Origin of the sequence: Paenarthrobacter sp. CCNWLY172, assembly GCF_037402035.1 — a bacterium.
In the GTDB taxonomy this organism is placed as follows: domain Bacteria; phylum Actinomycetota; class Actinomycetes; order Actinomycetales; family Micrococcaceae; genus Arthrobacter.
Map to the genome: position 1 here is coordinate 88,865 of NZ_JBBEGB010000008.1, position 15,451 is coordinate 104,315.

11 protein-coding genes are annotated in these 15,451 nt (G+C 61.1%); 10 read left to right on the top strand and 1 reads right to left on the bottom strand.

The features are described from left to right. Positions 1-1,587: 1,587 nt before the first annotated feature. Positions 1,588-2,616, bottom strand: coding sequence for a LacI family DNA-binding transcriptional regulator (locus tag WBN73_RS14020; RefSeq protein WP_337340609.1), 1,029 nt, complete (start codon positions 2,614-2,616; stop codon positions 1,588-1,590). A gap of 199 nt (positions 2,617-2,815) precedes the next feature. On the opposite strand from WBN73_RS14020, the gene WBN73_RS14025 reads away from it, so the two are divergent. The 10 genes from WBN73_RS14025 (at position 2,816) to WBN73_RS14070 (ending at position 15,396) form a co-directional block, all read left to right on the top strand. Further along, the gene (locus WBN73_RS14025) at positions 2,816-4,132 is read left to right on the top strand and encodes an ABC transporter substrate-binding protein (RefSeq protein WP_337340608.1); all 1,317 of its coding nucleotides are present in this window, start codon (positions 2,816-2,818) and stop codon (positions 4,130-4,132) included. A 61-nt stretch (positions 4,133-4,193) separates the two neighbouring features. Then, the gene (locus tag WBN73_RS14030; RefSeq protein ID WP_207597221.1) at positions 4,194-5,123 is read left to right on the top strand and encodes a carbohydrate ABC transporter permease; all 930 of its coding nucleotides are present in this window, start codon (positions 4,194-4,196) and stop codon (positions 5,121-5,123) included. Next, a complete protein-coding gene (locus WBN73_RS14035) occupies positions 5,120-5,950 on the top strand; it encodes a carbohydrate ABC transporter permease (RefSeq protein WP_207597222.1) in 831 nt (276 codons plus the stop codon). Before WBN73_RS14030 ends, WBN73_RS14035 begins: the two co-directional genes overlap by 4 nt. 48 nt (positions 5,951-5,998) lie before the next feature. Beyond that, positions 5,999-8,596, top strand: coding sequence for a glycoside hydrolase family 78 protein (locus WBN73_RS14040; protein WP_337340607.1), 2,598 nt, complete (start codon positions 5,999-6,001; stop codon positions 8,594-8,596). Between the two features lie 139 nt (positions 8,597-8,735). Next, positions 8,736-9,500 carry an IclR family transcriptional regulator gene (locus WBN73_RS14045; protein ID WP_337340606.1) on the top strand — a complete coding sequence of 255 codons (765 nt, stop codon included), beginning with the start codon at positions 8,736-8,738 and terminating at the stop codon, positions 9,498-9,500. A gap of 100 nt (positions 9,501-9,600) precedes the next feature. Continuing rightward, entirely contained in the window at positions 9,601-10,572 is a 972-nt protein-coding gene (locus WBN73_RS14050) for a PDR/VanB family oxidoreductase (protein ID WP_337340605.1), read from the top strand. 29 nt (positions 10,573-10,601) lie between these two features. Continuing rightward, entirely contained in the window at positions 10,602-11,828 is a 1,227-nt protein-coding gene (locus WBN73_RS14055) for a cytochrome P450 (RefSeq protein ID WP_337340604.1), read from the top strand. 2 nt (positions 11,829-11,830) lie between these two features. After that, positions 11,831-13,171: an MFS transporter gene (locus WBN73_RS14060; protein ID WP_337340603.1), complete on the top strand. Its 1,341-nt coding sequence runs from the start codon at positions 11,831-11,833 to the stop codon at positions 13,169-13,171. Positions 13,172-13,411: 240 nt separating this feature from the next. Beyond that, on the top strand, positions 13,412-14,710 hold the full coding sequence (locus tag WBN73_RS14065) for an MFS transporter (RefSeq protein WP_337340602.1): 1,299 nt from the start codon (positions 13,412-13,414) through the stop codon (positions 14,708-14,710). Between the two features lie 17 nt (positions 14,711-14,727). Beyond that, complete coding sequence (locus WBN73_RS14070) at positions 14,728-15,396, top strand: TetR/AcrR family transcriptional regulator (protein ID WP_337340601.1); 669 nt, start codon at positions 14,728-14,730, stop codon at positions 15,394-15,396. The last annotated feature ends 55 nt before the right edge of the window (positions 15,397-15,451 follow it).

Below are 15,451 nucleotides of genomic sequence, written 5' to 3' on the forward strand. Positions count from 1 at the left end.
GAAGGAAGGCCGGACTCTTCGCAGCTCCGCCAAACTCTTTCGCGACTCTGCCAGCACGGGCCAATGACTATTTAAGGAACGGCCAGCAAAGAAGCCGGAGACCCTTGGATGCTCCGTGGCGTCAGCGCCTTTGGTTGGGTGCCCGGCCGCACTCAGTGCAGATGGGATGGAAACGTCGCAACGGCTTCGTTCGGCGGTCATAAATTCAGGACCAACCGTGCACCCAATGCCACCATTTCCGGGAGAGCCTGGAAGCTGTTGGTAGCCAGCACTATGCGTTGTTCCTGGCCATAGTGGGGAGTCGGAGCTGCAGTAGCTCGGGGCCTTGTTGCCTAAAGTGCCCAGTCCAGCTTCCGCCCGCGGCGCCGAAGCCTCGAGTCTGGGGAACATGTAAGGTGTCGGTCGCTGGCATGATTTTTCCCGTCGGCGGCTGGTTGGATGGTGAGGCCCGAGTTCGACGGCGACGCCTACGCTGTGAGGGCTTTCCTCTGCGTGATGCCGTGGCGCCGAACCAATCTGGTCAAGGACGCATTCCCAGGAGTTATCGGAGCAAGGTCATGCGGATGCGGTTAGGGTAAGTCATAGAATCATGAAAGGGGGTGACTCGATGAAGGCTTTTCGCCCGCGTATTTTTTGTAAAATTCCAGCCCGTCCAACCCCCGGCTTAGAGTTCGCGGCGTCGTCGGGGACGTCGTCTTGGACGTTCCGGGTGGCCTGGGTTGAGGGACAGAAAAGAGAGTGTGGACATTGTCCACACTTTCCGGCCCGGACTGCCGCGTACAGCCGCCGGACTGTCCCGGATTCCGCATGTTTCCGGCACTGCCCAGCAATCGCAAGGCCCAGAATCCCGTTCGAGTCCCACCTCGGGCACGGCAAACCCCCTCGTCAGAGGGGGTTTTTGCTTTAATGTGTGTACAAAGCTTGACGCGAGTCTCTGATGTGTGGCGCCGGCGTGTGCCTGGCGGCCGGTTGACCTGTGCAGTTGTGGGGGAGCGGGTTCAGGGTTGTGGCTGGTTTGCCCTCCGCCTGCTCTGTATTGGGGTTATGTATTTCTTTCTTGGTTCGTCCGGTAGGTCGTGGTTGGCCTACACCTCTTCACGGATAGGGGAACCGAGCGCATCATGACTTCGAGATCCTTCGACGAAGACTCTGCGTTCAGCGCTCTCCTGGAGGGAGGCTAGGCTGGGGAAGCCTTTGTCAGGCCAAGGAGGGTGTGTGCATTGTCCAAGCTCAATTCTGTTTTTTGACGGATCAGAGCGAGCTTCGGATTTTTGCCCACATAACTTCAGTGGTGAGCGTGTGTTCTCCATATCATGATCGGTTTTGAGGAGGCGTCGCCGCGGGCAAACCAGTGAGAACTGGACCATGAGTACAGCCCTTTTCTAGCCGAGTTCATGCCAGTAGTGAATGATTTGTGCCACTCGCATCTCGGGGCTATGCAGCTTTTCCCATGGTGAGTCCACTCGGCACGTTGGCCGATACCGCGAATTCGGACGCTAGTCGCATGCCAACTCGCGAAGCGAAAGCTACAAGGGGCTGGCGGTAAAACTGGCGTTGAGCTACAGCGGTTATCCGCGCCCATGCGTCCTATCGACGTGGCGGGGCTGACGTCTTTCGCACGATGAGCCGCGGTGAGACCAGGACGTGCTCGGATTCGGTCCGGCCCTCGATCCTCGAGAGGAGCAGCTCCGCGGCTTGTCTGCCCATCTGGACGCCAGACTGGTCGACGGTGCTCAAACCGATAGGGGGGAGGCCCGTAGCGGGGATGTTGTCATAGCCTACGATCGACATGTCGTCCGGTATGTGGATCCCGGCTTCGAACAACGCAGTGTAGGCGCCAAGCGCGGCAACGTCGGCGCCGCCGTGCAGGGCAGATGGACGTTGGGCCAGAGGCCTGGCGGCGAGTGACCGGCCGGCTGCCAAGCCGCTCTCAGTTCCCCATCGCCCCGGGACATGATCAATCCACTGTGAAAGCCCGTGCTTCTCCATGGCGAGGTCGTAGCCGTGGCGGCGGACTGTTTGTGGCATGCCTGGTTCGCTGTCGGGTTGCGTGTTGGCGAGCATCGAGATCCGCTCATGCCCCAGTGAAACAAGGTGGTCCACGATGAGCGCGCTGCCGGCGATGTCGTCGCTGGCGACGGTGTCAAAGTACTTCGCTGGTCCGTGGCGGCCCAGGACGACCACGGGGATGGTTTGGCCAAGCTTTTCCAGCTCGTCGTTCGGTCCAAATGGTGCGATCAGGACCAGGCCGTCCATGCGTCTGTCGACCATTGCCTCGATGAGTTTCTGCTGTGCGTCGAGGCCTTGTCGTGCCTGCCCGATGAGCACCTGGTACCCAAGTTCTTCTGCGACATCGCGGATGCCCTCGGCAAGGACTGAGAAGAAGGTGTTGGAAAGGTCCACCAGGAACACACCCAAGGTGTAGCTGTTACCGCGCATTCCGCGGGCCAGGGCAAGGGGGCGGTAGTTGAGGAGGGTCATTGATTCCTCGACTTTGGTCCGCATGGCGGGGCTGACCCCATAGGCATTGCGGAGGACCTTGGAGACCGCGGCGCGTGAAACGCCCGCGTGCTCAGCAACGTCGCTGATGGTTGCGCGCTTCAATTGCTCCGTCATGTGCATCCCTTCTTGAGTGCCTTCTCCGTAATTGTAGATTGATCTACGAAAAAGTCTTGGCAAGTGCTGTGACATGACTTACAGTAGAAAAACGTAGACCGATCTACACAAAATCCACGCAGGGCTCACAGCTTCGTTAAGAGCCCTATTTGAAACGTTCCACAGACTATGAAGTCCGTGGCTTTACGAGGAGGTAAAGATGGCCGCATCGAGCAAGCAGCGCTGGGCCCCACTGGCCGGAGGAGTGACAGTCCTGGCGCTGGCTCTGACCGGCTGCAGTGGCGGCGGCTCCACCGCCGGTGGTAGTGAGAAGACCATCACGTGGTTGGTGGACAACGCGGAAAACACCGTTGCCGCAGCGGAAAAGGTCGCCGAAGAATTCACTGCAGCGAATCCCGGGATCAAGGTTGAGGTGGAGACTCGTCCGCAGGGCGGCGATGGTGACAACATCGTCAAGACCCGGCTCTCCACCGGTGACATGGCGGACGTCTTCAACTACAACACCGGCTCGCTTCTGCAGCAGATCAATCCAGAGCAGAACCTGCAGCCCATTACCAGCGAGTCGTACCTGTCCAATGTCACGGAGTCCTTCAAGCCTGTGGTGACGTCCGGCAGTGAAGTGTACGGGGTGCCGTTCAGTACCGGCATGGCCGGAGCGGTGCTCTATAACAAGAAGGTCTACGAAAAACTCGGCTTGTCCGTCCCCAAGACCTGGGACGAATTCATGGACAACAGCCGCAAGATCAAGGACGCGGGCATCGCGCCAATCATCCAGTCCTACCAGACCACGTGGACCTCGCAGCTCTTTGTCCTGGGTGACTTCGCCAACGTGGTGACCGCGGACCCCAACTTCCCCACAGACTACACCGCCAACAAGGCCAAATTCGCCACGAACGCCGCCGCAGTCAAGGGTTTTGAACACCTCGAGGAAGCCGGCAAAGCGGGCTTGTTCAACGAGGACTTCGCCTCCACCACCTATCAGCAGGCACAAGACATGCTGATCAACGGTGAAGGCGCGCAGTACCCGATTTTGAGCTTCGCCTTGAACAACATCAAAGTGACCTACCCGGACAAGCTGAACGACCTTGGGCTGTTCCCGCTTCCTGGTGACGACGCGTCAAAGAACAAACTGACCGTCTGGATGCCCGGCGGAACGTACATTCCCAAATCGTCCAAAAACATGGAGGAAGCCAAGAAGCTCCAGGCCTTCATCGCCAGCAAGGCCGGATGCGACGCCCAGACGGCGGCAGTGGGGGCGGCCGGGCCGTACCTTGTGAAGGATTGCGAGCTGCCCTCGGACGTCCCCGACGCGGTGAAGGACATGCTCCCGTACTTCGAAGATGCGGCCAAGAACAGCCCCGCGCTGGAATTCCTGTCCCCGGTCAAGGGTCCCGCCCTAGAACAGATCACCGTCGAGGTCGGTTCGGGTATCCGCACCGCCAAGGACGGCGCCGCCCTCTACGACGAGGACGTCAAAAAGCAGGCCAAGCAGCTGAACCTGCCCGGCTGGAACTAACCTCCGAAAACTACAAGCCGTCCGGGCTTTCCCGGCCCGGACGGCCCTTGGAGAGATTCTCATGACACTCAACACCGCACCGACGGCGACGGCGGTACGTCAAGCACCGCAGGCCGCCCACCCCAAGCGCCGCAAAGGCAAGTCAGCCTATCCGTACTGGTTTTACCTCCCCGCCGCGGTCATTTACACCGCACTATTCCTGGTCCCGACGGTTGTCTCGTTCTTCTTCAGCCTGACGCGCTGGAACCTCAACGAATTCACCTTCATTGGCCTGGACAACTTTGTTCAGTTCTTCCAGGAACCCGCGCTGATCAAGGGCCTGACCAACACCTTCATCTATGGGATAGTCACCTCCGTCCTGAAGGTCGTCCTGGGGATGCTTCTTGCAGTCCTGCTGACCTCCCAGATCATCGCCCGCGGCTACCTTCGCTCGGTAATGTTCTTCCCTGTGCTGCTAAGCAGCATCGGCGTCGGCATTGTCTTCACCGCCTTGATGGATCCCCGCAACGGCATGATCAACGAGGGCCTCGCAGCCATCGGTATCCAAGGGCCCGCGTGGCTCACCGACCCGGCGTGGGCGCTGCTTTCCGTCGCCTTGGTGGATGTCTGGAAGGGCGTTGGCCTGGCCACGGTCATTTACATCGCGGGCATCGTCTCCATCCCGCAGGAGTACTTTGAAGCGGCCAAGATGGACGGGGCAAGCTCCTTCAAGAGCTTCTTCAACATCACCTTGCCACTCGCCCGCCCGGCTACCGCAACGGTCATCATCCTGTCACTCATTGGCGGACTCCGGTCCTTCGACCTTATCTGGGCCATGACCAAGGGCGGCCCGGGATTTACCTCGGACGTCATCGCGTCCGTCATCTATAAGCAGTACCAAGCCGGCTTCTACGGCCTGTCCACGGCCGGGAACGTGGTCCTGTTCCTCATTGTCACGGCCATCATCCTGCCCCTGTCCATGTTCCTGAACCGCAAGGAGGTTGAACAGTGACCACTGCCCTCAAGCGCTATGGACTCGGTGTCCTGGCCATCGCCGTCAGCATTGTTGTTTTCATTATTCCGTTGCTCTTCATGGTCCTCACCGCCGTGAAAGACCGCAAGGAAGCGGCCAAGCTGGACTTCGCCTGGCCCACCAACATCCAGTTCGTGGAGAACTTCACCGCTGTCCTCTCGGCCAGGAAATTCATGCTGGTCACTGCGTTCATCAACAGCACCATACTGACGGTTGTCAGTGTGACCATCCTGGTGATCCTCGCGGCCATGGTGGCCTGGGTCCTTCAGCGACGTAAGTCCCGCTGGAATGGCGTTGCCAACTTCCTGATCCTGTCCGGCCTGATCATCCCGCCAGCGATCGTCCCCACTATTTGGGTGTTGCAGGGCATGGGACTCTTCAAGACACTCCCGGGCCTGATCCTCATTGAAGTGGCTTTCGGCCTATCCTTCTGCGTCATGTTGTTCCGGGCGTTCATTGCCTCGATTCCCAAGGAACTCGATGAGGCCGCGGTGATAGATGGTTGCGGGCCTGTGAGGTTGTTCTTCCGGGTGATCTTCCCGCTCCTGCGTTCGGTCATTGTGACAGTGATCGTGGTCCAGTCGGTTCATATCTTCAACGACTTCCAGAACCCCCTCTACTTCCTTCCCGGAGACGCCAACGCCACGGTGCAGCTCACATTGTTCAACTTCCAGAGCCAGTTCACCACCAACTACAACCTGCTCTTCATGAACATCCTGCTCATCACCGTGCCGCCGTTCATCATGTACCTGTTCTTCAATCGCCAGATTGTCGCGGGAATGACAGCCGGCGCCGTCAAGGGCTGACCCAGCCGCTATCCGGCGCCAATCACACACATCAAGGAGACTTCCCTTATGCCTGCCATCGTGCACCCGGCAACGTTCGAGCACCTGCCCCCAACTCCTGGAAGCGGCACCCTGGGCATCGGCCTTTCAACCCCCCGCATTTCCTGGAAAACCAGCGCCGAACCTGGATGGGTCCAAGAGGCGTACCAAGTTTCGGTGACCACCGCTGAAGCGCAATGGACCAGCGAACGGATCCAATCAGCAGAATCGGTACTCGTACCGTGGGAGGCAGCACCGCTGGGTTCCGCCCAGCGGGCCGAGGTCAGCGTTCGCGTCTGGGGGGCGGGCGACCAGACGCCCAGCGGCTGGAGCCAGCCGTCCTCCGTCGAAACCGGCCTTTTGGGGCCCGACGACTGGACCGCCGCTGCCATCACTCCGGCGTGGGACGAAGACCCCGAAGGGGATCGGCGGCCGCCTCTGCTGCGTCGCGGCTTCACTGTAGACCGGCCGGTGGCCGCCGCAAGGCTGTATGTCACGGCCCATGGGCTCTATGAGGTGGAGATCAATGGCGTGCGAGTAGGCGACGACGCATTGTCGCCGGGCTGGACCGTCTACGGCCAGAGGCTCCGCTACTACACCTACGACGTCACCGAGCATGTGGCCAACGGCGACAATGCCATCGGCGCGTTCCTCGCGGATGGCTGGTATCGCGGCCGGATTGGCTTCAAGGGAGGGCACACCAACCTCTATGGCGACAAAGTGGCGCTTTTGGCCCAGCTCCACATCACGCACGACGACGGCTCGGTCACCGTGGTGGGGACGGACGAAACCTGGAAGGCTTCGTTCGGACCAATCCTCCTTTCCAGCTTGTACAAGGGCGAAAGCTACGATGCCCGCGAACTGCCAACCGGCTGGAGCAGCCCCGCGTTCGATGACTCCGGCTGGGAGCCGGTGACCGGCGTCGAACGCGACCCCCGAACACTGGTGGCACCGGAAGGTCCGCCGGTCCGCTGCACTGACGAGATCCGTCCGGTGAGGGTGTGGACGTCACCGGCGGGCAAGACGTTGCTGGACTTTGGCCAGAACCTCGTGGGGCGCCTCCGAATTACCGTCTGCGGAGACGCCGGCTCCACGGTGACGCTCCGACATGCGGAAGTACTGCAGGACGGCGAGCTGTACACGCGCCCACTGCGCGGAGCCGACTCCACAGACCACTACACCCTGGCCGGGGCCGGCGAAGAAACCTGGGAGCCGAGGTTCACCATCCACGGCTTCCGCTACGCCGAGATCAGCGGTTGGATCGGCGGGGACATCGCCGACAACGTTGTGGCGCGGGTCTACCACACAGATATGCAACGCACCGGCTGGTTCGAGTCCTCCAACGCCGACCTCAACCGCTTGCATGAGAACGTCCTATGGAGCATGAAGGGCAACTTCGTGGACATCCCCACGGACTGCCCCCAGCGCGACGAACGCCTCGGCTGGACAGGAGACATCCAAGTGTTCGCCCCCACAGCCAGCTTCCTGTACGACTGCTCAGGCATGCTGTCCTCGTGGCTCAAGGACGTGGCCGCCGAGCAGCTCCCGGACGGCACCGTGCCCTGGTACGTACCCGTCATTCCCGGCGGAAACTACTGGACCCCCATTCGACCGGGCGCGGTCTGGGGCGACGTAGCGGTGCTGACCCCTTGGACCCTCCATGAGCGTTTCAACGATCCAGGCATCGTGGCCGCGCAGTATGAAAGCGCAAAGAGGTGGGTGGACCTTCTGGACCAGCTGGCCGGTGAGGGTCGCCTCTGGAACGGCAGCTTCCAACTGGGCGACTGGCTTGACCCCACAGCCCCGCCTGAAGATCCCACCAAGGCCATGACCGACAAGCACCTGGTGGCAACGGCCTACTTTGCCTGGTCTGCGCGGCACCAGGCGAAGTCGGCCGCAGTCCTGGGCAAGTCCGACGACGAATTGCGCTACCTGACGTTGTCCCGCGAAGTTGCCGCGGCGTTTGCCCGCGAATACATCCACCCGGACGGCATCATGAGCAGCGACGCCCAGACGGCCTACGCACTGGCGCTGGTGTTCGATCTCTTCCCGGATGCCGACTCCAAAGCACGTGCGGGCTCCCGCCTGGCTGAGCTGGTGCGAGCGAACGGAAACCGTATCGGCACAGGATTTGCCGGCACACCCGTGGTCTCTGACGCGCTTACGCTGTCGGGTGAAATCGATGCCGCTTACGATCTGCTGCTGGAAAAAGAATGCCCCTCCTGGCTCTACGCCGTAGGGCAGGGCGGAACCACCATCTGGGAGCGCTGGGATTCCATGCTCCCGGACGGCTCCATCAACCCCGGCGAAATGACGTCCTTCAACCACTACGCCTTAGGCGCCGTCGCGGACTGGATGCACCGAGTAGTCGCCGGACTTGCACCCCTGGAACCCGGCTATCGCAAAATCCTCGTCAAGCCGCAGCCAGGCGGTGGCCTCAGCTGGGCCTCAGCCCGCCATGAGACGCCGTACGGTACCGCTTCGGTGCAGTGGCGGATCGACGACGGGGACCTCACCGCCGTCGTCGATATCCCAACCGGGACCACCGCGCGAATCGAGCTGCCCGGGCAGGACCCGGTTGACGTGGGGCCCGGACGCCACGAGCTCGCGGCGCAGCCGGTTTCCTAGCGATTGATGCAAAGCGCCGGGCAGGGGACTTCCCTTGCCCGGCACCAAGTCACAAGCGTTCCGGGGCCGGCACTGCTGAGGAAGGTCCGATGACAGGACTCCGCTCGACACGAACCTGCAAATCACGGAGGGTAGGGCCATGCCCCGCACTCAAGGTGGAGAGTCTGTCCTCTCCCGCGCCGTCCGGATCATTGAAGCCTTCGGGCCCGGTGATACCGCGTTGACCGTCACAGAGATTTCCCGCCGTTCGGGGCTGCACATCGCCACTGCCTCGCGGCTTGTAGAGGAACTCAGTGGGTTTGGGTGGCTCCAGCGAGACGAGGACCGGAAGGTTCGGATCGGCGTCCGGATGTGGGAGCTGGCTTCCCGTGCTTCACCGACGCTGAGCCTCAGAGAAGCGGCGATGCCGGTCATGGAAGATCTGCACTCGATCGTCGGCCAGCACATCCAGCTGGGCGTCATGGAGGGCGATGAAGTGCTTTTCGTTGAACGGCTGACAGCTCCCGGGGCTGTCATCAATTACACCCGTGTTGCGGGTCGCTTGCCCGTGCACGCTTCGTCGTCGGGCCTCCTTCTGTTGGCTTATGCTCAGGCGGCCCAACAGGAGCGGATCATAGCCAGGCCGCTTGAGGTGTTCACCGACCAGACGATCAGCACTCCGCAGCAGCTCAGGTCTGCCCTTGCCGAGGTGCGCCGGCAGGGGTTCGCTTTTTTGGCGGGGCACCTCCACCCGGCCGCTGCCGGTGCGGCCGTGCCGGTCAGGGATCCCTTGGGCAAGGTGGTGGCTGCGTTGGCTGTGATTGTGCCGAATGATGCCATTGCGAGGTCCCGCATCGCCGTACTGCAGGCCGCGTCGGCAGCTGTGACCCGCTCGATGGAGTATCCCGCACCGCCTCCGAGGTGACGCAGCTCTCAAAAGCGATCTCAATCATTGAGAATTCCATAGAGGCGACGGACGACTGAAAGCGAGTCTTTACGGAGAACAACGCGAGCAAAGGAGCCGAATGTTCACCGAAGAGAATTTCCAATCATATGCCTCTGAGACCAAGTTGGTAGTGACCGCGAAGAAGCATCTCGCGGATGGAGTTGTGTCCCTGAACCTGGCTCACCCGGCAGGGCGCAGATTGCCCGACTGGACGCCGGGATCGCACATTGACGTAGTACTGCCGTCCGGCATTAATCGTCAGTACTCCCTTTGCGGAGACCGATGGGATGCTCACAACTACCGCATTGCCGTCCTCCATGAGAGGGACGGTCGCGGCGGATCCGAGTTCATCCATCACGGGCTCACTGAGGGCACGACCCTCGCTGTTGGCGGGCCCCGTAACAATTTCCGCCTCGTACCATCCGAAAAGTACCTATTCATCGCCGGAGGCATCGGGATCACACCCATGCTGCCCATGATCCAGTCCGCCCACATGATGGGAGCGGACTGGAAGCTGCTGTACTTTGGACGGTCACGGCGCACTATGGCATTCCTGGACGAGCTCGCAGCCTATGGTGATCGCGTCATGATCGTGCCCAAGGACCAAACAGGACCCCGCAGCGCATCGGACCTCATCGGACCAGCTTCAGTCGACTCGAAGGTGTACGTCTGCGGTCCGCAGAGGCTCCTTGCCGCCGTCGAACGCCACTGCGCTGACTGGCAGCCCGGCCTCCTGCGCCTTGAACACTTCGCCGCGAAGTCGCACGGCGCCCCCATCAGAGACGCTTCTTTCGACGTCGAACTGGCCCGCGCAGGGCTCACCGTCACCGTTCAACCGGAGGTAAGCGTCCTCGAAGCGATCCAGAGAGCCGGCGTGCGGATGCTGACCTCGTGCAGGGAAGGCACGTGCGGAACCTGTGAAGTGACAGTCCTTGGCGGCCAACCAGACCACCGCGACTCCATTCTTAGCGACGCGGATCGGGCAGCGGGAAACTGCATGTTTCCTTGCGTCTCACGCTCCTGCGGGGACCGCCTCGTTCTTGACGTTTAGCCCCGGCACATCTCAGGAAGGACCCACCCATGACAACCATTATCAGCGACCCCAAAACGCCTTGCACTGACGTCGATCCGTTCAGCCGAGATGTCCTGGAAGATCCACTCCCGTTCCAGTCCGAACTCCGGGCTGCAGGCCCAGTGGTTTACCTCAACAAGTACGACGTTTACGCCATGGGCCGGTACGGGGAAGTACAGGCCGCGCTGACCGACTGGCAAACATTCCAGTCCGCCGCAGGTGTTGGCCTCAGCAACTTCCGGAAGGAAATGCCATGGCGACCACCGAGCCTTCTCCTCGAAGCCGACCCTCCCCACCATGACGCGCCACGTGCTCTGCTGACCAAGATTCTCGGACCCCGGGAGATCCGCAAACTGGCGGAATCCTGGACAGCCGACGCGGAAGAACTGGTGGACCAAGTTCTATCCCGTGGCCCGGAGTTCGACGCCGTCGCGGACGTGGCCGCGGCTTTCCCGCTTCGTGTCTTTCCAGATGCTGTGGGCATACCCCAAGCCGGCCGGGAGAACCTGCTCCCGTACGGGGACCACGCATTCAATGCCTTTGGCCCACCCAACGAGCTCGTGGCAAAGGGTGCGGCGCGGGTGCCGGAACTGTCCGCCTCGATCGCCTCTCAATGTGCTCGGGAGGTGCTGACCACGGACGGATTCGGTGCCCAAATCTGGGCCGCCGCGGATCGGGGGGACATCACCGAGGCGCAGGCTCCGCTGATTGTCCGGTCACTGCTCACTGCCGGCGTGGACACCACGGTCAACGGCTTGGCCGCTGTACTTTACGCATTTGCGACCAACCCCGGCCAATGGGCCCGTCTTCGCGACAACCCCGCACTTTCACGTACCGCCTTTGACGAAGCCGTCCGCTTCGAGTCACCCGTCCAGACCTTCTTCCGGACTACCACACGGGACATTGAGGTGGGCGGGACGCTGATCCCCGAGGGCAGGAAGATTCTCATGTTTCTGGGATCAGCCAACCGGGATCCCCGGCGCTGGGACAATCCGGACACCTTCGACCTGAACCGGGATCCCTCCGGGCATGTGGGGTTCGGTTTCGGGATCCACCAGTGCGTCGGCCAACACATTGCCCGGCTCGAAGCGTCCACCCTTCTCGAAGTGCTCGCCCGAAGGATTGAATCCATCGAATTCTGTGGCCCCACACGCCGGCACCACAACAACACGCTGCGGGCATGGCAATCCTTGCCCGTGCGCGTCAAGACAAGTTCCACCTTTACAAGGAAGTAAACATGGACATTCTCAAAGACCTTCGCTCATCCCCGATGAGCAGGCTCCAAGTCCGGGCCGTTGCGGTGGCCATCGCCCTGATGCTCATTGACGGCATGGACGTTGCGGTGGCCGCCTATGCCGCACCCGCACTGTCCAAAGCGTGGAGCCTGGACCCCGTCACGTTGGGTTTCCTCCTCAGCTCCGGTCTCGTAGGGATGGCAGCGGGCTCGCTGATTCTCACGCCATTTTCAGACAAGATCGGCCGACGCCGAATGATGCTGGTGGCACTGATCCTCGTGAGCACGGGCATGGTCCTCTCGGTCTTTGCCGGCGACGTCATCCAGCTCATGGCCTACCGGGTGCTGGCCGGCCTGGGCATTGGCGGCATGATCGCCAACTTGAACGTGTTCGTCTCGGAGTACTCGTCGGATAAACGCCGCGGGAGCATTTTCGGGTTGTTCACCTCAGGGTTCGCCATCGGCGCGACTCTCGGTGGCTTCATTGCGGGGCCGTTGATTCCACACTTTGGCTGGCGCTCTGTGTTCGCCGTCGGGGCTGCGGCCAGCATCATCATGCTTGCGGTGACGTGGCGATTCCTCCCCGAATCGCTGGAGTACTTAGTCAGCAAGCGTCCGCCCAATGCCCTGGCCCGGATAAATTCCCTTCTCCTGCAAATGCGGAGGCCGGCCCTGGCCGAACTCCCTGACCTTTCTCAGGGGCAGCAAGTGCAGCGCGGAATCAGGGACCTGTTCGCCGGACGAATGGCCATCCAATCACTCCTGCTGTGGACTGGCTACGGCTTGATGATCGCCGCGTACTACTTCGCCAGTACGTGGACACCCAAGCTCATTGCCACTTCATCGGGCGACGACAGCCTGGGCGTGACCATGGGGCTTGTGGTCAACTTCGGTGGCATCATCGGTTGCTTCATCTTCAGCATCCTGGCCGTTTTCCTGCGCAGCCGGCACTTGCTGCTGGGATCCCTACTGGTCTCTGCCCTGATCTACGCACTTTTTGGGACGACGTTCAACCAAACATCACTGGCCATCGTGATCGGCGCAGTTCTCGGTGTGGTCACTTCTGCCAACGTTGCGGGGTTCTACGCCACCACACCCACCCTGTTCCCGGCCGCCTTGCGCGGAACGGGCATCGGTTGGATGGTGGGCATCGGACGACTCGTCTCGATCGTTTCGCCCATCCTTGTGGGCTATCTGCTGGCCGGCGGGTGGAAGGCAGAGAACGTCTTCATTCTCTTCGGCATCCCGTTAGTGGTATCGGCCTTGTCGATGGCGGCGATCTGGTCGCTTGCCTCCCGGAAGCCGGTAGGGGAGCGGGGTAGCGAGACGGTGAGTATGGGCTAAAAGTAGCCCGAAACGAATTCGACGTCGGCGCTCTCTTGAGTGCCGACGTCGAACGCTGCGGGAATGGAGGCCACTCCTGAGGCTGTCGATTTCACAAAGAAAACATGCAGTGTCTGCGCGCTACTGCTAAATACCCTCTTGTGGGTAGGTTTTTAACTTGCTAGGCTACGTTGAAGGCAGGATCGAAACGATTCAAAAGTATCCTGCTCCCAGAAACTTTGTGATTCAAAGGAGAGTCCCATGAATGCTCTTGACCAACGGGCCGCGACCCGCCACGGGTGGCGGGTTGCTTTTGCTTCCGGCCTTGCCTCCTACGTTGACGCCGGAGCCATCGCAGGCACAGGCACCGCTCTGGTGATTCTTCAAGGTCCGCTTGGTTTGACGCCTGGCCAGATTGGCCAAATGTCAGCGCTCCTGACAGTAATGATCGCCGGCGGCGCGCTCATTGGCGGCCGGCTAGGTGACAGGTTGGGCCGTCGTCGCGTTTTCCTCGCCACCCTCAGCATTTTCATTGTGGCTGCATTGGCTCTCATGCTTTTCCCGAGCGTTGCAGTCCTCTACGTAGGCCTTGCCGTGCTCGGCTTTGCGGCCGGAGCGGACCTCCCCGTCTCCATGGCGATGATCGCCGAGTCGGCACCCGAGGATAAGCGCGGAAAGATGGTGACCTTCACACATGTGCTATGGATGGCGGGCATCCTGGGCGTCATTGTCATCAGCATCTTCTTCGGCAACGCAGGAGTTCTCGGTGCTCAAATCATCTACGGCCATTTGGCGGTGGTTGCATTGCTCGCGATCGCGCTGCGGTGGGGCATCAAGGAATCGCACCTCTGGACCGAAGCGCACAATCGTCCTGTAGCCAATGACGCAGTCCATGAGGAACGCGTGGATCTGCGATCCTTGCGTGCGCTCTTCGCGCCCAAGCTCCTGGCACCCCTGGCAGCCACTGGCCTCTTTTACGCACTGGTCAATATCGCGGCCAACACCAACGGCCAGTTCTCCACTTACCTCTTCGTAAATGTAGCTGGCACCGACGTCGCCACGGCCTCGATGCTGGGACTGGGCATTCTGCTCCTCAGCGTGGCCGGCCTGTTCATCATGATGAAAATCGTTGACACCTCCAAGCGACACCGTTCGTTTATCATCGCCGCCGTCGTCGCCGTCGCCGGTCTTGCAGTCCCGCTCGTCTTCGGCGTCACCGCCGTGACACTGGTGATTATGGGCGTGCTGGGTGCACTTGGCGGTGCCATCGCCGGCGAACCGATGTACAAGATCTGGTCACAGGAGCTTTTCCCCACCATCCACCGAAGCACGGCGCAAGGCATCACCATCGCCTTCGCCCGCCTCGTTGCGGCCGGGGCAGCCCTGGTGACTCCACTGATCATCTCGGCAGGTCCCACGCTGCTCTTTGTCTTCCTGATCATCACCTCCGGCGCGGCGTACCTGATCGGCATCTTCTGGATCTTCCGGATGCGCACCTTCCTCAAGGGCGACGGCGGCGTGACGGTTACCCAGGACGCGCGGCAGAACGTGGCAGGCTAAGCGGCTAAGTTATGACGATGCAAACCGAGGTAACCACAGCAGACATTGAACGCCCCAAGCGCGTGCGTCGGACTGGTCCGTACAAGGCAGCCGATGCCAGGCGCCAAGCCATCCTGGAAACGGCAATCGAGCACTTTGCGCAATGGGGTTACTTCAACTCCTCAATGCCAAAGATCGCAGCCGACGTGGGGTTGACTAAAGCCGGCCTGATGCACCACTTTGCCAGCAAGGAAGAGCTCCTCGCAGCTGTTCTGGAACTGCGTGACCAGCGTGCAATCGCCGCTTTCTTTGCCGAGGACTTCCAGAACGATCCCGTCAAGTACTTCGGGCAGGTGGCCGCCCAGGCAGCGTTCAACGAAACCCAGCCAGGACTGACCCAAATGTTCACCGTGCTGGCAGCAGAAGCGTCCAACGAGGAACATCCCGCCCACGAGTACTTCCAGCGGCGATACAAAAGCATCATCGAAGCAGCGTCCGGGATTCTTACGCCGATGATCGCTGCTGGAGCCCTTCGCGAAGGCACGGACGTGCGTCAGGTCGCCGCTGAAATCCTGGCAGTCGTGGATGGCTTCACCATCCAGTGGGCTTTCGATAAAGCGAATACATCGTTGCACAGCACGGTCTTCAACTATCTTGACCGGCTTTCGCGGTCAGTTACCACTGACGGCCGCGGGCTCGGGGACTGACGTCGTCGCCCGCCGGTTTTGCCGGCCACCTATTCCTCATGCATTAGAGAAAGAA